This is a genomic window from Ilumatobacter fluminis, from assembly GCF_004364865.1.
Taxonomy (GTDB): domain Bacteria; phylum Actinomycetota; class Acidimicrobiia; order Acidimicrobiales; family Ilumatobacteraceae; genus Ilumatobacter; species Ilumatobacter fluminis.
Window position 1 is genome coordinate 2822630 of record NZ_SOAU01000001.1, and the last position, 19726, is coordinate 2842355.

General features: G+C 69.3%; 18 protein-coding genes. 3 read left to right on the forward strand and 15 right to left on the reverse strand.

Annotated elements, in window-relative coordinates; translation table 11 throughout:
* Positions 1 to 242: 242 nt before the first annotated feature.
* The 13 genes from BDK89_RS12840 to BDK89_RS12900 all read right to left on the reverse strand — a co-directional run bounded on the left by BDK89_RS12840 (position 243) and on the right by BDK89_RS12900 (position 13362).
* On the reverse strand, positions 243 to 1562 hold the full coding sequence (locus BDK89_RS12840) for a M50 family metallopeptidase (RefSeq protein ID WP_133869320.1): 1320 nt from the start codon (positions 1560 to 1562) through the stop codon (positions 243 to 245).
* Entirely contained in the window at positions 1559 to 2731 is a 1173-nt protein-coding gene (gene dxr / locus BDK89_RS12845) for a 1-deoxy-D-xylulose-5-phosphate reductoisomerase (protein ID WP_133869321.1), read from the reverse strand. Before dxr ends, BDK89_RS12840 begins: the two co-directional genes overlap by 4 nt.
* Before the next feature lie 16 nt (positions 2732 to 2747).
* Entirely contained in the window at positions 2748 to 4208 is a 1461-nt protein-coding gene (locus tag BDK89_RS12850; RefSeq protein WP_133869322.1) for a phosphatidate cytidylyltransferase, read from the reverse strand.
* 72 nt (positions 4209 to 4280) lie between these two features.
* Positions 4281 to 4838, reverse strand: coding sequence for a ribosome recycling factor (frr, locus tag BDK89_RS12855; RefSeq protein WP_133869323.1), 558 nt, complete (start codon positions 4836 to 4838; stop codon positions 4281 to 4283).
* A 70-nt stretch (positions 4839 to 4908) separates the two neighbouring features.
* Positions 4909 to 5361, reverse strand: coding sequence for a DUF5684 domain-containing protein (locus BDK89_RS12860; RefSeq protein ID WP_208294066.1), 453 nt, complete (start codon positions 5359 to 5361; stop codon positions 4909 to 4911).
* Positions 5362 to 5449: 88 nt separating this feature from the next.
* Positions 5450 to 6145: a UMP kinase gene (pyrH, locus tag BDK89_RS12865; RefSeq protein WP_243839161.1), complete on the reverse strand. Its 696-nt coding sequence runs from the start codon at positions 6143 to 6145 to the stop codon at positions 5450 to 5452.
* A gap of 182 nt (positions 6146 to 6327) precedes the next feature.
* Complete coding sequence (gene tsf / locus BDK89_RS12870; RefSeq protein ID WP_133869325.1) at positions 6328 to 7116, reverse strand: translation elongation factor Ts; 789 nt, start codon at positions 7114 to 7116, stop codon at positions 6328 to 6330.
* A 46-nt stretch (positions 7117 to 7162) separates the two neighbouring features.
* A complete protein-coding gene (gene rpsB / locus BDK89_RS12875) occupies positions 7163 to 8140 on the reverse strand; it encodes a 30S ribosomal protein S2 (protein ID WP_133869326.1) in 978 nt (325 codons plus the stop codon).
* 125 nt (positions 8141 to 8265) lie between these two features.
* Positions 8266 to 8850: a murein hydrolase activator EnvC family protein gene (locus BDK89_RS12880; protein WP_166657560.1), complete on the reverse strand. Its 585-nt coding sequence runs from the start codon at positions 8848 to 8850 to the stop codon at positions 8266 to 8268.
* Positions 8851 to 8935: 85 nt separating this feature from the next.
* Positions 8936 to 9697, reverse strand: coding sequence for a FliA/WhiG family RNA polymerase sigma factor (locus tag BDK89_RS12885; RefSeq protein ID WP_133869328.1), 762 nt, complete (start codon positions 9695 to 9697; stop codon positions 8936 to 8938).
* On the reverse strand, positions 9694 to 10575 hold the full coding sequence (locus BDK89_RS12890) for a tyrosine recombinase (RefSeq protein WP_166657561.1): 882 nt from the start codon (positions 10573 to 10575) through the stop codon (positions 9694 to 9696). The genes BDK89_RS12885 and BDK89_RS12890 overlap by 4 nt, the downstream gene beginning before the upstream one ends.
* 100 nt (positions 10576 to 10675) lie before the next feature.
* Positions 10676 to 11842, reverse strand: a complete 1167-nt coding sequence (locus BDK89_RS12895) for a DNA-processing protein DprA (protein ID WP_133869330.1) — start codon at positions 11840 to 11842, stop codon at positions 10676 to 10678.
* The gene (locus tag BDK89_RS12900; protein WP_133869331.1) at positions 11839 to 13362 is read right to left on the reverse strand and encodes a YifB family Mg chelatase-like AAA ATPase; all 1524 of its coding nucleotides are present in this window, start codon (positions 13360 to 13362) and stop codon (positions 11839 to 11841) included. The genes BDK89_RS12895 and BDK89_RS12900 overlap by 4 nt, the downstream gene beginning before the upstream one ends.
* A 138-nt stretch (positions 13363 to 13500) precedes the next feature.
* Between BDK89_RS12900 and BDK89_RS12905 the strand changes: the two genes are divergently transcribed.
* On the forward strand, positions 13501 to 14316 hold the full coding sequence (locus tag BDK89_RS12905; RefSeq protein ID WP_133869332.1) for a dienelactone hydrolase family protein: 816 nt from the start codon (positions 13501 to 13503) through the stop codon (positions 14314 to 14316).
* Positions 14317 to 14381: 65 nt separating this feature from the next.
* Positions 14382 to 14855 carry a hypothetical protein gene (locus BDK89_RS12910; RefSeq protein ID WP_133869333.1) on the forward strand — a complete coding sequence of 158 codons (474 nt, stop codon included), beginning with the start codon at positions 14382 to 14384 and terminating at the stop codon, positions 14853 to 14855.
* A 30-nt stretch (positions 14856 to 14885) separates the two neighbouring features.
* Here BDK89_RS12910 and BDK89_RS12915 read toward each other — a convergent pair whose 3' ends face one another.
* Positions 14886 to 15485: an ATP-dependent Clp protease proteolytic subunit gene (locus BDK89_RS12915; protein ID WP_133869334.1), complete on the reverse strand. Its 600-nt coding sequence runs from the start codon at positions 15483 to 15485 to the stop codon at positions 14886 to 14888.
* A gap of 137 nt (positions 15486 to 15622) precedes the next feature.
* On the opposite strand from BDK89_RS12915, the gene BDK89_RS12920 reads away from it, so the two are divergent.
* The gene (locus tag BDK89_RS12920; RefSeq protein WP_133869335.1) at positions 15623 to 18385 is read left to right on the forward strand and encodes an AfsR/SARP family transcriptional regulator; all 2763 of its coding nucleotides are present in this window, start codon (positions 15623 to 15625) and stop codon (positions 18383 to 18385) included.
* A 36-nt stretch (positions 18386 to 18421) separates the two neighbouring features.
* Here the strand turns inward: BDK89_RS12920 and BDK89_RS22185 are convergent, their stop codons facing one another.
* On the reverse strand, positions 18422 to 19717 hold the full coding sequence (locus tag BDK89_RS22185) for a zinc ribbon domain-containing protein (protein ID WP_208294067.1): 1296 nt from the start codon (positions 19715 to 19717) through the stop codon (positions 18422 to 18424).
* Positions 19718 to 19726: the final 9 nt, after the last annotated feature.

A 19726-nucleotide genomic window follows, 5' to 3' on the forward strand; every position in this document is an offset into this window, starting at 1 on the left:
GTGACGGCGAGTCGGGTCAGGTGTCGCAGGTGACGGCGAGTCGGGTCAGGTGTCGCAGGTGACGGCGAGGAACGAGCCGTTACCGGAGATCACCTGACCCGGGGCGGGTGCGCGAACCCGAGCACTCGAGCCACTTGGTCAACCCCAGGATCCCGGAGTCAGGTGACCGCCGGTAACGGGTTCGGCTGCGCCTCACCCGTCACCTCTGGCACCTGACCCGCGGACCTGACCCGCTTGCTCGGCTACAACGGGTTGAACGTGTCGAGGTAGAGGCCGGCGGTGAAGAGGCCGAGGAGGAGGACCATGACGGCCATCGCGAACGGCATCAGCTTGGCGACGTCGGCGTAGTAGCGCTTGCCGCTTCGACCCTCGCGGATGCGCTCGTAGGTGGCGATCGCAGCGTGCCCACCGTCGAGCGGGAGCAGCGGGAACATGTTGAACACGCCGACGAACACGTTGAGGACCGCGAACAGATACATGATGCCGATGATGCCCTCGCTCTCACCGACGTCGTCGCTGATGGCGGTGACGCCGACGAGCGTCGTCGGGCGGGTCTCGAGGTCGTCGTTGGTGCCGGCGAGGTGGGTGAAGATGTTGATCGGGTTGAGCACCTTGACGGCACCCTTGGTCATCTCCCACGACACCGGGATGATGTCGGTGACGGCGTTGGCCGCCGCCGACGGGATGTTGTGCTCGATCGTTTCGTAGTACCCGCCCGAGGCGACCCCGACGTACGGCTTGCCGAACAGTGGCGAGTCCTCGTCGGTGTTGGCCCCCAGCCCGACCGGGATGACGATCATCTCACCGTCGCGCAGTACCTCGAACGCCACGATGTCGGCGGGCTCGTTCGACTGGACGATGCGACCCAGGTCGGCCGAGCCGGTGACGGTCTCGCCGTCGATCGACACCACGATGTCGCCCTCGAGCAGCCCGGCCTCCATGGCCGGCGTGCCCGCGACGACCTGTGCGATCTCGGCACCGTCGCGTTGTTCGAGTTCGCCGTCGATCGCGTAGACGCCGAACAGGAGCACGATCGCGATGAGCATGTGCATGAGCGAGCCCGCCGAGATGACGAGCATGCGGCGCGGATAGCTCTTCGACCGGTAGGTGCGGTCTTCGTCTTCGGGGTCGACCTCGTCCATCGAGTTCATGCCGATGATCCGCACGAACGCTCCGGCGGGGATCGCCCGGATGCCGTACTCGGTCTCACCGCGGCGGAAGCTCCAGAGGCGTGGTCCGAAACCGACGAAGAACTGGGTCGCCTTCATGCCCGTCCAACGGGCCGTGACGAAGTGGCCGACCTCGTGCAGGAAGATCGCGATCAGCAGCCCGACGGCGAACACGAACCACCAGATGCTGAACAGCGCCAGCGACCCGATCAGCCCGACGACCAGGGCGATCCCGAGCGCTCCACGCCACCCGCCGACGAGTTCGTCGTCGTCCTTCTCGACGACCGAACCGCCGGCCATGACCTCGCTCGCGAGTCGTCCGTGCTGGCGCGGCGCCGGTGCCTCGGGAGGAGGCAGCGGTGGCGGTGGGGGCAGCTGCTGGTCGGTCGTCATGTTCGAGACATCGCTCCGATCGCCGCCTCGGCCCGCCGTCGGGCCGCTGCGTCGGCGTCGATCACGTCGCCCACGGTATCCGGCACGGCACCGTCATGGGTGTCGAGGACCGCAGCGGCGACGTCGGCGATCTCCGACCATCTCAGCCGGTTCTCAAGGAATGCGTCGACCGCGACCTCGTTGGCGGCGCTCAACCACGCCGGCGCGGTACCTCCGACGCGTCCCGCCTCGTAGGCGAGGCCGAGGCACCGGAAGGTCGTCGTGTCGGGCGGTTCGAAGTCGAGTCGGGACAGCGTCGTCCAGTCGATCCGGCCGAACGGCGTCCCGATCCGGTCGGGATATCCGAGCGCGTACCCGATCGGCAGCTTCATGTCGGGCATCGACAGTTGCGCGATGGTGGAACCGTCGGTGAACTCGACCATCGAGTGGACGACCGACTGCGGGTGCACCACCACGTCGATGTCGTCGTAGTCGACGCCGAACAGCTCGTGCGCCTCGATCACCTCGAGACCCTTGTTCATGAGGGTGCTCGAGTCGATCGTGATCTTCGGCCCCATCGCCCACGTGGGATGAGCGAGCGCCTGGTCGCGTGTCACGTCGGCGAGTTCGTCGAGCGTGCGACCACGGAACGGCCCACCGCTCGCGGTGAGGACGATCCGGCCGACCTCGCGATGGCCGTGCTCGAAGCCGACCGAGGAACGCAGGCACTGGTGGATCGCGCAGTGCTCCGAGTCGACGGGCACCAGCTCGGCACCCGGCGTCGCCCGGAGCGGTTGCACGACCGGTCCGGCGGCGATCAGGCTCTCCTTGTTGGCGAGGCCGAGTCGTTTGCCGGCTCGCAGGGTCTCGATGGTGACCGGGAGCCCGGCGAACCCGACCACACCGTTGATGACGACGTCGGCGGGTTCGATGAGTGCCGTCGGGTCGGAGGACACCTCGATCGACGTGTCGGCCAGTGCGGCAGTCACCTCGGCCCGTGCGGCCTCATCGCCGACCACGACGACCTGCGGGCGGAACTCGAGCGCCTGCTCGATCACCGTCGACGCCGATGCGCCGACGCTGAGCGCCACGACCTCGTAACGGTCGGCACCTTCGGCCCGCACGACGTCGAGCGTCTGCGTTCCGATCGAGCCGGACGAGCCGGCGATCGCCACCCGGACGGGTGTCATGAGAACCGTCGCCCGGTCAGGACGGGACGAACTCGGTCCATGGCTCGAGCACCAGCGTCAGGTAGTAGACGCCCGGCAACACGAACAGGAACCCGTCGAACCGGTCGAGCACACCACCGTGGCCCTTGACGATCGTGCCGAAGTCCTTCACGTCGAGGTTGCGCTTGAACATGCTCTCGACCAGGTCGCCCATCGGGGCGAGGATGGCGATGACGAGGGCCAGCATGAACAGGTCCCAGGTCGACGACCAGGTGTCGCTGCTGTCGGAGATGCCGACGAACATGAGCACCATGATCGTGAAGAAGGCGCCTCCGACGAGGCCCTCGACCGTCTTGTTGGGGCTGATCCAACGCCGCAGCGGCGTCCGACCGGCCGCCGATCCGATGAACAGCGCACCGACGTCGTTGGCCACGACACCGAGGGCGAGGAGGAACAAGGTGTCGGTCCCGCGGTGCTCGGCGCGGCCCATCTCGAACGACGACAGGGCGCTGAAGTCGCGGGTCGAGAGTCGGAGGATGAGGATCGCGAAGGAACCGAGCAGGCCGATCCAGATGATGCCGAGCGTCGTGATCGACGCATTCGGCATCGGACCGGCTTCGACGCTGCGGGCTCCGACGAAGCTCGCCGAGGTGGCCATGAATCCGAACGCCAGCACCAGCGGCAGGGTGCCGACCCCGAGCCAGTACGACGCGATCGGCGCGGCGACACAGGTGAGCACACCCGGCACCAGCGCCGGACGGTACCCCTTCTCGGCAACCTTGTCGTAGAACTCGACCGCGGCGAGACCGAGCACCAGCACGATCAGTGCTGCCGCAGCACGCGTGTCCCACATGAGCGCTCCGACGAACGCTGCGGCGAGGACGAGTCCGACGGCGATCGCAGTCGGCATGTCGCGACCCGACGACGGGGGCGCGCCTGCGGACGGGCGAGCAGCAGCGGGCGGTGGGCCGCCACGACGTCGGCGCCCCGTATCGGGTGGGCGCCTCGGCATGCCCGACGGGTCGGTGCCGATCGTGATGCGGCTCGGCTCGGGAGCGATCGCCTCGGACTCCCCCGTCACGCGGCGGTTCTGTCCGGAGACGGGCGGTTCGACGGCCGGCTGACGGCCGGTGTCGCGGGCGTCGGTGACCCGACGCTGCGCCGTCACCTCGCCGGACGGATCGGCGGCCGGCGTGTCGGGCAGCGGTGTGTCGTCTTTCCAGACCGGCGCGTCGGACGAGAACGACGACCACACGTCGAGTTCCTCGTCGTGTTCGGCTGCTTCGGTGCCACCCGTCGCGTCGAAACGCGGGATCTCGCCCGTCGGGGGCTCGGTCCAGTGCGGCAACGTCCCGGTGTCGCTGTCGCCGAACGAGATCGGTTCGTCAGCGGGCAGCTCGGCCATGTTCTGGGTCGGCTCGGCGTCGTCGAACAGTGACCCGTACTCGCTGAAGTCGTCCTCGTCGCGGCGTCGCTCGCGCCACTGGTCGTCACTCATCGGTGTCCTTTCCCCTGTTGCGTGTTGGCTCGTCGTGCTGATCGGCGCGCCGCTGGTGCGGCAGCCGGCCGATCAGACCTCGAGCAGCTCTGCTTCCTTGCGTCCGAGCGCGGCGTCGATCTTGTCGACGTGCTCGTGGGTGATCTTCTCGAGTTCTTTCTCGGCACGGTCGAGCTCGTCTTCGGAGATCTCGCCGTCGTTCTGGAACCCCTCGAGCGTCTTGCGTGCGTCGCGCCGCAGGTTGCGAACGGCGATGCGTCCGTCCTCGGCCATGTTCTTGACGACCTTGACGTAGTCGCGGCGACGCTCTTCGGTGAGTGGGGGGAAGTTGAGACGGATCACCACACCGTCGTTGTTGGGTGCCACGCCGAGGTCGCTGTCGCGGATCGCCTTCTCGATGGCGCCGAGCGAGTTGCGGTCGTGGGGCTTCACCATCAGCATCCGGGCCTCGGGCACCTGGATGGCAGCGAGCTGCTGCAGCGGCACCGGGGCGCCGTAGTACTCGACGCTGAGTCGCTCGACCAGTGCGGGAGCGGCTCGACCGGTGCGAATGGTGGAGAACTGTGTCTGGACGTGCTCGACGGCCTTGTCCATCTTGTCCATGGCATCGAGCAGGGTTTCTTCGGTCACGAGCCCAGCGTAACCCTGCGATCGCCTCGTGCGGGAGATGCCCCGCATGAAGCGATCGCAGCAGTCGCGATCAGGCCGACGGCGGCGGAGGCGGCGGCGGCGTCGAACCCGGCATCGGTGGCGGCGGCGGGGGCGAGCCCATCTGGGCCGGGGTGCCACCCGGGCCGACGTAGCGAGCGTCGCCGAAGCCGAGGATCAGCATGAAGATGAAGCCGAGGAAGATCAGGCCCACGCCGAAGCCGGTGCCCTTCCCGAAGCTCTTGGCGAGGTCGAGCGCCACGATGATCCAGATGATGAAGTTGACGAACGGGATGAAGAACAGGATCAGCCACCAGCCGGGCCGACCCACGATCTTCAGCAACGTGTACACGTTGTAGAACGGGATGATCGACTTCCATCCCTCTTCGCCGGCCTTCGTGAAGACCTTCCAGAATCCGACGATGCCGAGGACGATCAACGCCAGATAGATGACGATGATGAACCCCGCGCCGGCGGAATCGCTCGATGATGCCAACAGGCTCATTGCACTACCTCCCAAGTCGGGGACGTCCGCCGCCCCCACGACCAGGAAGTGTTGCACGCTGCGGCCGTCCGACCGCGGATAATCGCCGCTACTGGACGATGGTGCCGACCTGACCACCGGTCAGGATCTGGCGGAGTGCTCCCGGCGCCGACATGTCGAACACCACGATCGGGATCCCGTTCTCCTTGCAGAACGTCACGGCGGTGGCATCCATCACCTTGAGTTCTTTGGAGATGACCTCGGAGTAGCCGACCGTCTCGTACTTCTTCGCGTCGGGGTTCGTGCGCGGGTCGGCGTCGTAGACGCCGTCGACGCCGGAGTGGGTGCCTTTGACGAGCGCGTCGGCTTCGATCTCGGCGGCGCGCAGCGCGGCGGCGGTGTCGGTGGTGAAGAACGGGTTGCCGGTACCGGCGGCGAAGATGACGACCCGGCCCTTCTCGAGGTGGCGGACCGCACGACGGCGAATGTACGCCTCGGCGATCCGGGGCATCTCGATCGCCGACTGCACCCGCGTCGGCTGCCCCTTGCGCTCGAGCGCGTCCTGGAGGGCCAGCGCGTTCATCACGGTGCCGAGCATGCCGATGTGATCGGACTGGGTGGCGTCCATGCCCTCGAGCGATCCGGTTCGGCCGCGCCACCAGTTGCCGCCACCGACCACGACCGCGACGTCGACGCCGAGACCCTGGCGGAGCTCGATGATGTCATCGGCGGTGTGGTCGAGCGTCGCTCCGTCGAGGCCCTTGCCGGATGGTCCGGCGAGCGCCTCGCCGGACGGCTTGAACACGATCCGTTTCCATCGAACTTCGGACCCGGACGTCTCAGCACTCACAAGCCCCCAGTCTGTCAGACGCAGCCCCCCACTCCCCCATCACCGAACGAATGGGGTCGGATACGTCTCGTCGCCCGGACGCGAAACGACCGGCCCCGAAGGGCCGGTCGTTTCGGTTCGATCGCTCAGACGTTGCGTCAGCCGATTTCGGTTTGGTGGAAGCGGATGATCGACGCGTCGCCGATGATCTGCTGGACGCTCTGCTTGTCGTCCTTGGCGTACGGCTGCTCGAGGAGGCAGATGTCCTTGAAGAAGCCGTTGAGGCGACCCTCGACGATCTTCGGCACGGCCTGCTCGGGCTTGCCCTCGTTGATCGTGATCTGCTCGAGCGTGGCACGCTCGGCCTCGACCACGTCGGCCGGGACCTCGTCGCGCGTCAGGTACTTCGGACGGGCGAAGGCGATGTGGACGGCGACGTCGTGGGCGAGCTCGTCGGACGCACCCGACATCTCGACCAGGACACCGTTGACGCCACGGCCACCCTGGACGTGCTCGTAGTGACCGATGGTGTTGCCGTCGGCGGCGGCGAACTGGACGACGTCGCCCAGCTCGATCTTCTCCTTGAGCGTGATCTTCAGCTCTTCGAGCTCGGCGGAACGCTCGGCGATCGCGTCGGCGCCCTTGGCCATGACCAGGTCGACGAGGGCATCGGCCTCGTCCTTGAACTGATCGGAGCCGGCGACGAAGTCGGTCTCGCTCTTGAGCTGGACGATCGCGCCGACGTTGCCGTCGACCTTGATCGCCACGAGGCCCTGGTTGTTGTCGCGGTCGTCGCGCTTGGCGCTCGCCGCGAGCCCCTTCTCACGGAGGAACTGCTTGGCGGCTTCCATGTCGCCGTCGTTCTCCTGGAGGGCCTTCTTGCAGTCCATCATGCCGGCGCCGGTGCTCTCGCGCAGGGCCTTCACGTCTTGGGCGGTGAATGACATCGCTGGTGTCCTTCTGGATCGAATTCGGTTGGGGGTCGGGGGTGCGTCAGGCCTGCTCGTCGGCGGCGGGCGCCTCGGCAGCTGCTTCGGGAGCCGAGCCGTCGGGCTGCGGCGTCGCGGTCGCCTGGTCGTCGGCGGCGTCGACCGGCGCGGCCTCGGCGGCGGGCTCATCGGCCGGCTTCGACTTGCTGGCGGCGAGGCGGGCCTCGCGCTCCTGCTGTGCACGCGCCGCGGCGTTGCGGGCGTCGGCCTGCGCCTGGGCGAAGGCGGCCTCTTCCTCGGGGCTGCGCTCGGGCTTGGCGGCGGCCTCGGGCTCACCGGCGGCCTTCGGGCGACGCGAGGCGATGTAGCGGCCCTCTTCGACGGCGGCGGCGATCGTCTCGATCAGGAGGCTGTTGGCGCGAATGGCGTCGTCGTTGCCCGGGATCGGGTACTGCACGACGTCGGGGTCGACGTTGGTGTCGACGACGGCGACGACGGGGATGCCGAGCTTGTTCGCCTCGGTGACGGCGATGTGCTCCTTCTTGGTGTCGACGACGAAGATCGCGTCGGGCGCCTTCTTCATGTCGCGGAGACCGCCGAGGTTGCGCTGGAGCTTGGTGAGCTCACGATCGAGCATCAGCGCTTCCTTCTTGATCATGGCGTCGAACTCACCCGAGGCCTTCATGCGCTCGTACTCGAGCATCTTGTTGACGCGCTTCGAGATCGTCTCGAAGTTGGTGAGCATGCCACCGAGCCAGCGCTCGTTGACGTACGGCATGCCGACCTTGAGGGCGAAGCTCTGGATCGGGTCCTGGGCCTGCTTCTTGGTGCCGACGAAGAGGATCGTGCCACCGTCGGCGACGAGGTCGCGGACGAAGCCGTAAGCCGACTCGACCCGGGTCAGGGTCTGCTCGAGGTCGATGATGTAGATGCCGTTGCGCTCACCGAAGATGAAGCGACGCATCTTGGGGTTCCAACGACGGGTCTGGTGACCGAAGTGGACACCCGCTTCGAGCATCTGGCGCATGCTGATGACAGCCATGGGATTTTCTCCTTGTTGCGGTTCCTGGGCCTTCTCCTGGCGCCGCAGCGACCGCTCTGTCGGAGAAGGTGATGTGTATTCGGGGGTATGGGTCGGACCGGTTCGCACCGGACCGACGCACCAGACTAACGGCCTCGGCCGTGGTTCGCGCCAGGAAACGCCCGGATTTCGGGCGTTTCGCACCGGGGTCGGGCGGGCCCGGGAGGCGCCCCTGGCGACCCGTCGAGCGGCACGAGTCGGACCGCGTAGGCGAGCCGCCCGATCTCGGGTGTCGGATCGACGTAGTCGTCACCGTCGCGGAGCCCGAAATGGGTCGTCGCCCCGGCCGTCCCGACGATGGACCGGGCGGTGACCCGGTCGCCCGCCGACACCCCGATCGACGACAACAGGCCGTACGTGGCGCGCCGACCGTCGGCGTGTTCGACGACGACGTACCGCCGGTCGACGACGGTGCCGGCGAAGGTCACCGTTCCACTCGCCACGGCTCGCACGGGTGTTCCCGGCACGGTGGCGTACTCGATCCCCCGGTTGCCGGCGCACCATGGGCAGCGCGGTGGACGATACGGATCGGAGATCGGGGCGTCGACCGGGGCGAACCAGCAGGCGGCGGCGACCGACGACGCGGGCACGATGCCGCTGAGCAGGCACGATGCGACCAATGCGGCGCCGAGGCGCGCCGCCGGCCGGACGTTGGGGTGGGGACGGATCACGGAACCCTCCAGGTTCGGGCCGCGAGTGCGGCACGGGTGGCGGGTCGTGATCGACCGAGTGGGCGCGATGCGCCGAGTGTCGGGCTCAGCCGACGCCGGCGGCCGTCATGCGCGAACGCAGGTGCAGCACCGACTTGGTGTGGATCTGGGAGACACGGCTCTCGGTGACACCGAGGACCTGCCCGATCTCGGCAAGGGTCAGGCCCTCGTCGTAATACAGCGACAACACGAGCTTCTCCCGCTCGGGGAGCCGCTTGATCTCGTCGCGCATCACGTCGCGCAACTCCTGGTCTTCGATGGCGGCGACGGGATGCTCCATGCCGGCCGAGTCGACCGACTCGGGCTCGTACCCGGCGGCGACGGCCCGGTCGAGCGGCCCGATCGTGGTGGCGGCGATCGAGGCCAGCCACCGGGCGAGCTCTTCCTCGCCGATGCGCAGCTTCTCGGCCAACTCCTCGTCGGTGGGCGAACGACCCAGTTCGTGTTCGAGCTGGGAAATCGCCTTCTCGACCTCGCGGGCACGGCTCCGGACCGAACGCGGTACCCAGTCGAGTTGACGGAGGCCGTCGTAGATGGCGCCACGAATGCGCGGGGCGGCGAACGTCTCGAACTTCACCCCTCGTTCCGGGTCGAACCGGTCGATTGCGTCGATCAGCCCGAACACGCCGGAACTCACCAGGTCGCCCGGGTCGACGCTGTTGGGGAGACCCGCACCGACACGACCGGCAACGAACTTCACGAGCGGCGAGTAGTGGACGATGAGGTGGTCGCGGGACGCGTTGTTCTTGCGGTTGAGCCAACGCGTCCAGTGCATCGCCAAGTCGGGGTCGTCGGGAACGATGCTCATGCTCTCGGATGGCTCTCCTGGTAGGCCGTTCGCAGGCGCTCGCGGCTGACGTGAGTGTAACGCTGGGTCGTTGCGACGTCGGCGTGACCGAGCAGCTCCTGCACGGCGCGCAGATCGGCGCCGCCGTCGAGGAGGTGGGTCGCGAAGCTGTGCCGCAGTGCGTGCGGGTGCGTCGGGGTCGGTGACCGGCGGTCGAGAATGCGTCGGACGTCGCGCGGCGTCAGCCGCTTGCCGCGTTCGTTGACGAACACGGCGGCGCCCACCTCGTCCGGGGCCACCTCGTGTCGGATCGCCAGCCAAGCGACCAACGCGTGTTGCGCCGGCTCACCGAGCGGGACCCGGCGCTCCTTCGAGCCCTTGCCCCACACCGTCAAGAACGCTTCGTCGACGTGGAGTTGGGCGAGGTCGAGCGAGCAGAGCTCGGAGACGCGAACCCCAGCGGCGTACAGCACCTCGAGCACGGCGTCGTCGCGCCGTCGGCGCCACTCGGGTTCGTCGGGTGTCGGCCCCTCGAGCAGTTGCTCGATCTCACGCTCGGCGAGCACACGCGGGAGTCGACCGTTGCCGGCGGACGCGTGCACGCCCACGGTCGGGTCGACCTCGACGATCCCCTCCCCCACGGCCCAGGCGAAGTACCGCCGCAACGACGCCGCCTTGCGGGCGATGCTGCGCCGGGCGAACTCGCGGGTGGACAACGCGGCGATGTATCGCCGCACGGTGGTCCGGGCGACCTGGTCGGGGTGTTCGATCTGGAGCCGTTCGACCCACTCGGCGAACAGGCGGACATCGGTGCGATACGCCGACAGGGTGTTGTCGGACAGCGACGTCTGCGCCCGGACGAAGTCGTCCAAACGCCAGGGATCACCGTCGGCCGCCACGCTGACCAGGGTATTCGACCCGACCACCACGGTGCGTGATGGGAGGCGCGAACCGCGTCGGTACCTCGTGGCGGCGCCCGGCCGGTGGCGGGGTGACGGCTCATGCCGACTCGCCAGGGATCCACTGTTCGGGCGACGACGCGAAATGACTCCGCGTCGGCTCGAACCACCCGCCGACCTCGACCAGCCATCCGTCGTGTTCGAGGCGGGCGGCGGCGAGTGCTGCGACGGTGAGGTCGAGGCCGGTCCGCTGCACCAGGACATCGAGGGTGCACGGCTCGCCTTCGCAGGCCCGGAGCACCTCGGCCTGGGCGCCGACGGGCGTCGGTCGCGGATCGAAGGGGACGACCCCGGCGCGCCGGTGATCGAGCCCGAGCGCGACGAGGACGTCGTCGACGCAGGTGGCGGGCGTGGCACCGTCGACCAGCAGCTTGTTGGTGCCCAACGACGCCCGAACGCGCGGTGAGCCCGGCACCGCCATCACCTCGATGTCACGATCGAGTGCGTCGCGGGCCGTGATCAGGCTGCCGCCACGCTCTCGGCTCTCGACGACGACGAGCACCTCGCACAGGGCCGCGATGATGCGATTGCGTTCGGGGAACCGCCAGGCGTCGGGTGGTGTCCCCGGTGGCCACTCCGAGAGCAGGAGCCCGTGCTCGGCGATCCACCACCAGAGATCGCGGTGACGGCGTGGGTAGACGACGTCGGGGCCCGAGCCGACCACGGCAACCGCTTTGCCCGCCCCCGACGACGACCTCACCCCGCCATGCGCCGCCCCGTCGATCCCCCTGGCCAGCCCGGACACCACGGTGACGTCGTGGTCGGCGAGCGCACACCCGAGCTCGCGTGCAGTGGCCAGACCGGCGGTCGAGGCATTCCGGGTACCGATGATCGCGACGCGTCGTGCGGCGAGGGCATCGAAGCTTCCGAGGCTGAACAGGGTGGTCGGGGCGGCTCCGTCGACCGCCAGGAGGGCCGGATAGTCGTCGCAACCGAGCCAGGTCGCGTGGATGCCCGCCGACTCGAGTCGCTCGGCCTCGGCGACCGGGTCGAACTCACGCGCCGCCACTCGCAGCGACGCGACGAGATCGGGACGAAACCAGCGCTGCAGTCGATGGTCGAGCGGCCGCCCGCTCGACAGCCGTTCGAACGCGTCGACCGGCGTGTGGCATCGCAGCAGCGCGGCGAGCCGGGCCGACCCGACGCCGGGGAGCCGGGTGAGCGAAGCGACCGCGCCGCTGTCGTGCGGGTCTCGGGGTGTGCTCATGCGGCCGCTCCGATCGTGTTGGGGCCGATCACCGTGCGCATCACGAGCGCTGTGGCGACGTGGTCGTCGGCGATCGGACCGTCGACCAGGCCGGCGAGATCGGAGAGTGTCCGAGCGACCCGTCTGATGCGGTGGTAGCCGCGTGCCGAGAGGCGCCCACGTTCGAGTTCGGCTCGCAAGAGCCGTTCGGCGTCGTCGGTGAGCGGTGCGTGCTCGTGGAGCAGCACGTCGTCGAGGTCGGCGTTGAGTCGACCCGCCCGTTCGACGGCGAGCGACCGAGCCCGCTCGACGCGTTCGGCGACCGACGCCGTGGTCTCACCGCGTTCGCCGTCGAGCATGTCGCCGACCTCCGGGCGCCGGACGGCGATCCGCAGATCGAACCGATCGAGGAACGGGCCGGACAACCGGGCCAGGTACCGGGTGCGGACCCGTTCGTCGCAGTGACACTCGACCGGTGCTCCGGCGCCGCACGGACACGGGTTGGTGGCACCGATCAGCTGGAAGCGCGCCGGCATCGCCACCCGGTCTTGTTCGACCCTGCCGACCATCACCTGTCCGGTCTCGATCGCCTCGCGAAGGCCGTCGAGCGCCTTCGGCTGGAACTGGCCCATCTCGTCGAGAAAGAGCACGCCGCCGTGGGCGAGACTGATCTCGCCGGGCCGGTAGCGGTGCGATCCGCCGCCGACCAGCGCTCCGACCGAGCTCGTGTGGTGCGGCGCACGGAAGGGTGGGCGGCGGAGCAGACCGCTCGGCGGCAGGGTGACACCCGCGGCGGAATGGACCATCGTGGCCTGCAGCGCCGTGTCGGCGTCGAGGTCGGGCAACAGCCCCGGCAGACGCCGTGCGAGCATCGTCTTGCCGGCCCCGGGAGCGCCCACGAACAACAGGTGGTGGCCGCCGGCGGCGGCCAGTTCGAGCGCCAGGCGGGCCTCGGCCTGTCCCTTGACGTCGGCGAGATCGTGAACCGGTTCGTGCTCGTCGTCGGGCGGCGGCTCGCCGTCGAGCTCGGGCCAGTCGTCGGCGCGGGTGAGGGCGGCAACGAGCGTCGAGAGATGATCGACGCCGCGCACGACACCGGTACCGACCACCGCAGCCTCGTTGACGGCATCGGTGGGGACCACCCACGTGGCGTCGGGCCGGACGCCGACCATCGGCGCGATGCCGGGTACCCGACGGATGCGGCCGTCGAGACCCAGTTCGCCCGCGAACGCGAACCCGTCGACGGCATCGGGCGGGATCACGTCGAACGCCACGAGGCAGCCGACGGCCACAGCGACGTCGAGGCCGGACCCCACCTTGCGGAACTGCGGCGGTGCCAGATTGACGACGATCTTCTTGTTGGGCCATTCGATCCCGCACGACGTGATCGCGGCCCGAACACGATCCTTGGCCTCTCGGCACGACTCGTCGGGCAACCCGAGCATCGTGAAGCCCGGCAGCCCCTGACCGACGTGGACCTCGACGGTGACGGGGTGGCCTCGTGCTCCGAGGATGGTTGCGCTGGCGATGGTTGCGATCATGTCGACCTCCCGAACGGCGCACGCGCGCCGGTGTGTGTTCGAGAGGGAGGACCGCTCCCACGACGGTGACGGGCACACTACCGAGGGGGTGCCACAGGGTTTCACCGCCGCCGGTCGAGTGACGGTTACGGTCGGGGAATGGCGAGCGACGAGTTGGGCGACTTCACGACACGCGAGTTCGAGGCGCTCGGGAAGCGTCGGACCGTGTACACGCTCGGCACCGGCCCGGCCGTGATCGTCATCGCCGAGATGCCCGGCATCACGCCTGCGGTCGCCGACTTCGCCCGTCGGGTGTCGTCGATCGGGTGCACCGCCGTGATGCCGCACCTATTCGGCGAACCAGGACGCGACCCGACCACGGCGAAGAACCGGCCTGACGTCGGACTGTTCGTCCGCTCGATCGTGCCGGCGTGCGTGTCCAGGGAGTTCCACGTCTTGGCGACGGGCAAGACGTCCCCGGTGGTCGACTGGTTGCGCGAGCTCGCTCGCGACGCTCACGATCGGTGCGGCGGCCCCGGCGTCGGCGCCGTGGGTATGTGTTTCACCGGCGGCTTCGCGCTGGCGATGGCAACCGACGAGCGGATGCTCGCACCGGTTCTCAGCCAGCCGTCGCTGCCGTTCGGCCTCACGAAGCGGCATCGCGACTCGATCGACATCTCCCCGGACGAGCTGGCTGTCGTCAAGCAGCGCTGCGACGCAGGCCTGCAGGTGATCGGGCTGCGCTTCACCGGCGACAAGCTGGTGCCCGGCGAACGATTCGAGTTCCTCCGTCGCGAGCTCGGCGACGCCTTCGTGGCGATCGAACTCGACGACGGTTCGGCGAATCCCGCACCACCGAACCCACCGCACTCCGTGCTCACCGATCACCTGATCGACGAGCCCGGCGAACCGACCCGCGACGCGCTCGACCGGGTACTCGATCTGTTCCGATCCCGCCTGCTCACCGACCGCTGACGGCGCACGCGATCGAGAGCGGCATGACGTGGCGTTCGCGCCTCGGCGTGCCACACTCTGACGACGTGCGATCACACCGTCCACTCGCCGCCGCGCTCGTCGCGCTCGCCCCGCTGATCGTGGCGTCCTGCAGCGGTGACGACGAGCCCCAGGGCGACGCCGTGCGCTTCTGCGCCGAGGCAGCCGAGCACCGCAGCACGATCATCGACCCACCGATCAGCGACGAGTCGAGCCTCGAGGCGACGCTCGACTTCTATCGGGTGATGGGAGAGCTGGCCCCGCTCGCGATCGCTGCCGAATGGAATCAGCTGGTGGTCAACTTCGAGACGGCAGCGTCGCTCGTGCCGGGCGATCCCGATTCGGAGCAACTGGTGGCCGCAACGGCGTACGCGACCGAGCCGGCCGCCTACGCCGTGACGGTGTGGCTGAGCCGCAACTGCGGCGTCGAGATCCCGATCACGACGATCGCCCCACAGGAGTTCGTGCCGGCGGTGACGACCACGGTCGCTCCCCCGCCGAGCACGTCGACCCCCGGGTGAGTCACCCGGGCGCCGTGGCGCCCTTCGGCGTCAGACCATCTCGCCGCGGCGCAGGATCACGCTGTCGACGAGGCCGTAGTCCTTGGCATCTTCGGCGGTGAACCAGCGGTCGCGCTCGGAGTCTTCCTGGATCTTCTCGATCGGCTGGCCCGAGTGCTCGGCGATCAGTTCGGCCATGCGGCGCTTGGTGTAGCGCAGCTGCTCGGCCTGGATCGCAATGTCGGTCGCCTGACCACGCAGGCCGGCGAGCGGCTGGTGCATCATGATCCGGGCGTTGGGCAGGGTGTACCGCTTGCCCGCAGCACCGGCGGTGAGCAGGAACTGGCCCATCGAGGCGGCGAGCCCCAGGCAGACCGTGGCGACGTCGCAGCCGACGAACTGCATCGTGTCGTAGATCGCCATACCGGCGGTGACCGAGCCACCCGGGCTGTTGATGTACAGCCAGATGTCGGCGTTGGGGTCTTCGCCCTCCAGGTACAGCAACTGGGCGCACAACTGGTTGGCGATGTCGTCGTTCACATCGGAGCCGAGCATGACGACCCGGTTCTTGAGCAGGCGGTTGAAGACGTCGCTGCGCGGATCGAACCCGCCCTCGAGTCCGACCGGCTGGGGCATGTGCGCTTCGCTCATGCCCCGAAGGCTACCGCCCCAGGTCCCCGTGCCTCACGGCCGTCCGGGTGGCAGCGCTCGGCCGTTATTCCCGAAATCCGCCCGAAGGGCCGGTGATACCGTCGGAGTCCTCCCGGCGGGCACGGAGCAACATCACAGTGGAACGAGTCATCGCATCGAGGATCCGCTGCCCTGCGGCCAGCGGCCTCAGTCGTGAACGTCTCGATCTGGTCCTGTCACAGATCGAGCGGCACCGGCTGACCGTCGTCCACGCGCCCGCAGGGAGCGGCAAGACGACGGCGCTGGCCCAGTTCGCTCACGGGACGACGATCCCGGTCGCCTGGTACACGGTCGACAGTCTCGACGGCGCCGCATCGACCTTCCTCGCCTACCTGCAACGGTCGATCGAGTCGGCGATCGGTGCCGCACCGGGCGCCGCTTGGCTGCACGCCGATGCCGCCCTCGACGCCCTCGACGCGTTCGAGGGCCCGCTCGCGATCGTCATCGACGACTTCCATCTGATCGCGGGCGGCCAGGCCGGCGACGTCCTCGCCCATCTGGTCGAACGCCTCCCAGCGCACGTGTCGATCGCCGTCGGCACCCGGATCCAGCCGATCCTCGACGACGCACGCCTGCAACTGATGGACGACGTGCTCCACATCGACGCCGATGATCTCCGCTTCCGTACCTGGGAGGCCGAGCAGCTGCTCGACGAGACGTGGGGGTTCGTGCTCCGTCCCGACGACGTCGCCCGGTTGACACGCAGCGTCGGCGGCTGGGCCGCCGGGTTCCAACTGTTCCGACTCGCGGCGAGAGACCGCACACCGGCCGAGCAACGACGGCTGGCGCGCCATGCGTCGACTCGGTCTCGGCTCGCCCGCCGCTATCTCGCTCAGCACGTGTTGGGGTCGCTCACCGACGAACTCCGCACGTTCCTCCTCCACACCTCCGTGCTCGGCGTCGTGACGCCCGACCTCGCCGACGATCTCGTCGGCGGCTCCGGGAGTCGCGCTGCGCTCACCCAACTCGAGGCGTCGGAAGTGTTCGTCACACGCCTCGACGTCGACACCTACCGCTACCACGAGGTGCTGCGGGCCCATCTCGAAGCGGAGCTCGCCGACGAACTGCCGGCCGACGAACTCGAAGCCCGCTACGAGCGAGCGGCCGAGCTGCTCGCGACAGCAGGGTTCTTCGGTGAGGCCATGCGGTGCCACGTCCGATCCGGCCGAGCCGGCGACCCGGCACGACTCGCCCAGCTCATCGACGGCGAGATCGCGCTCCGGAACGCCGGGATGCTCGACGCGCTCGAACCGGCAGAACCGTCGACCGGCGATCCGTGGCTCACCGTGGTCCGCGCCCGGGTCGCCGTGGCCTCCGGGCGCTTCGGCACCGCCTGCGACCTGTACCGACAGGCGGAGCGCTCACTCGAGGAGCACGCCGAGGCCCGAGCCACGTGCCGACGCGAGCGCTCCCAACTCGAAGCGTTCCTCCTTCCCGACGGCGACGGTGGCGACGGATGGATCGGCCTGCTGCGGCTCGGCCTCACCGACGCCCCCGGGCCGGCGGCAGCGGCCCTCGCACAGCTGGGGACGGTCGAGTCGACGGTGGCGAGCGGCGCGCTCGCGCTCCTGTCGGGCGACCTCGCAGCGGCCGCACGTCGCTTCGATGCGGTGTTGCTCGACGACGACCCCGCCGACTGGGCGATCCACACCGGCCGGCTCGGCCGCCAGCTGGTCCGGCTCCTGGCGGGCGACGGGGATGCGGCCGACCTGACCCTCATCGACCGGCTCCTCGTCGGCCTCGACGGCACCTGGTTGGGTCGGCTGGGTGGAGCCGTCGTCGCTGCCGTCGCCGATCCGCCGCGCCCCGACGTGGCGCGACGCCTCGCCGAGCGTTGTGCGGCCGACGGCGACCCGTGGGGAGCGATCATCGCTCACCTCTGCGCCGCCATGGCCGTCGGCGACGACGACGCTCGGCGTCGACACTTCGAGGCCGCGGCCGAGCTCGCCGACCGGCAACACAGTGCCGTCCTCGCGTCGTCGGCGCTCGCAGGCCTCGCGCCGCTCGTGCCCGACCGGTCGGCCGTCGAGCGGCGATCGCGACAGCTCGCTCGCAAGGCCGGTTTGCGACAGCCTCCACTCCTCGTCCTCGTCGGCGCCGACGGGGCGACGGACGAGCGAGCGCCGGAGCACCTCGTCGATGGGCCGTTGCAGCACGGCACGACCACACTGACCGGTGGCTTCCGACTCTCCGACCGGCACGACGCCGTCGACGCGCTGCGGCCGCGCGCCCGGGCCGTCCTGATCCGGCTGGCGGTCGACGCCGGGCGGCCGGTCGACGCGTCGGCTCTCGTCGACGAGCTGTGGCCCGACGACGAAGCCACCGGTCGACGGGGGATCCAAGTGGCCGTGTCGGCGATCCGTCGTGCCCTTCTCGACGACGACGCCCGACGTACCGTCGAACGGATCGACGACGGCTACCTCCTGACCGTGCCGGCCGGCGCCGCATCCGATCTCGATCGCTTCCGCGCTGATGCAGCGATCGCAGCTCGGAGCGGCGTGCCGGCAGCCGAGCGCCTGGCGGCGGCGGAGCGAGCGCTCGAGTCGGTCGGCGGCGAACTGCTGGCGGGTTGCGGCAACCCGGAGTGGCTGATCGCCGCACGCGACCAGTTCTCGCAGCACGTCGCCCGGACCGCTGCAGCGGGAGCTGCAGCAGCGCTCACCCTCGACGACGTTCCGGCTGCGATCCGGCTCGCCGAGCTCGGATTGGAGTACGACCGCTTCCACGACGAGTTGTGGCGGCTCGTCGTGGAGGCGCACGGTCGACGCGGCGACACCATCACGGCCGACCGCCTGCGCCGGCAGTACGCCGACATGCTCGACGAACTCGGCCTCGAACCGGCCACCACGCCGTTCACCTGACCGTCGGGGTCGGTCACGAACCCGGACTGAGCTCGGTCAGTCCTTGGTCTGGAATTCGAGTTCGGTGATGGGGCAGACGGTCACCACCGGGTCGGGGTAGCAGTTGATGACGACGGTCTCGACGCTCACCGCAGCGTCGACGCCGAGTTCGACGGTCTGGAAGCCGTCCTCGTCCTCGATCGTGGCCACGACCTCGTTGACGGAACCGTCGTCGTCGAGGACGCGGAACAGCAGCTCTCGCGGTCGAGGATCGGGACGGATCACCTGGCCGCCGTCTTCTTGTTTGCCCGGGTGCACGAGCACGTGCTCGACATCGGTCGCTTCGACGAAGGTGACCGTGACCGAGGCGTCGCGGTCGGCGGGGTCGGGCTCCCAGTACGTCAGGGTGTTGCTGTCGGTCACATCGGCGGCGTCGGTGGGCGGGAAGGCCGACGACGCCTCGACCCGGTCGGGGTCGATCGGGATGTTGCTGTACGTCGGGCTGACCACCCGCCGCACGCTGTCGTAGCCGTCGGACGCCGTGTCGGTCGCCATGTTGCGGACGCTGGGGATCGCGAACCCGACGCCGATGCCGACGATCGCGAGCAGTGCCAGGAGACGACGGCCCTGGGCGAGCTTGCCGAGGAACTTGCCACGCGCGACCCGGGCCTTGCTCCCGACGGTGCCGTGGGTGCCGCGGTCGGGCCGTTCGCTGGCCTTGAGCGGCTCCTTCTTCTTCCTGGTCGGGACGAGACGCCGCCACCACGAGGCCTTCTTGACCTCGGCCTCGATCAGCGAGTCGCCGCACCGGCGGCAGAACTTGCGGGTGTCGGGGTTGCCCTCGCCGCACGCCCCGCAGATCAGATCGCCCGGCAGGATCGTGCGGCTCGGCGGTTGCTTGACCTTGCGGGGCCGCGCTCGCGCCTCCTGCGGCACGACCGCTTCGGGGGTTCGCGCCCCGGCCGGGCCGTCGGTCGTCGTCGACGGCGCCGAGCGCGGCGTGGCCGTCTCGGCCGGCTCCTGCGCCGTCTCGGTGGCCAGCAGCGCTCGGGCCCGCCGTTGCTCGTCGGTGAGCTCGGCGTCGGCGTCGATCGCCGTCCCCGATCCGGGGCTCCCCGCCGGGCCGGTCGGGTCGGACGGCGATCCGGTCGGTGGCGGAAGGTGGTCACCGGTGATCGCGTGCTTGATCCGTGTCACCAGCCCGTCGCGTTCGGGCGCCGCGAACTCCGTGACGGGCTCGGGTTCGGATCCGTCGTCGATGCGTTCGCCGCTGTGCTCGAGGAACGCCGGGCAACCGCCGCAGAAAAGGTCGTCGTCGTCGTTCTGCGTGCCGCATTCCTTGCAGACGATCATCGGGTGTCC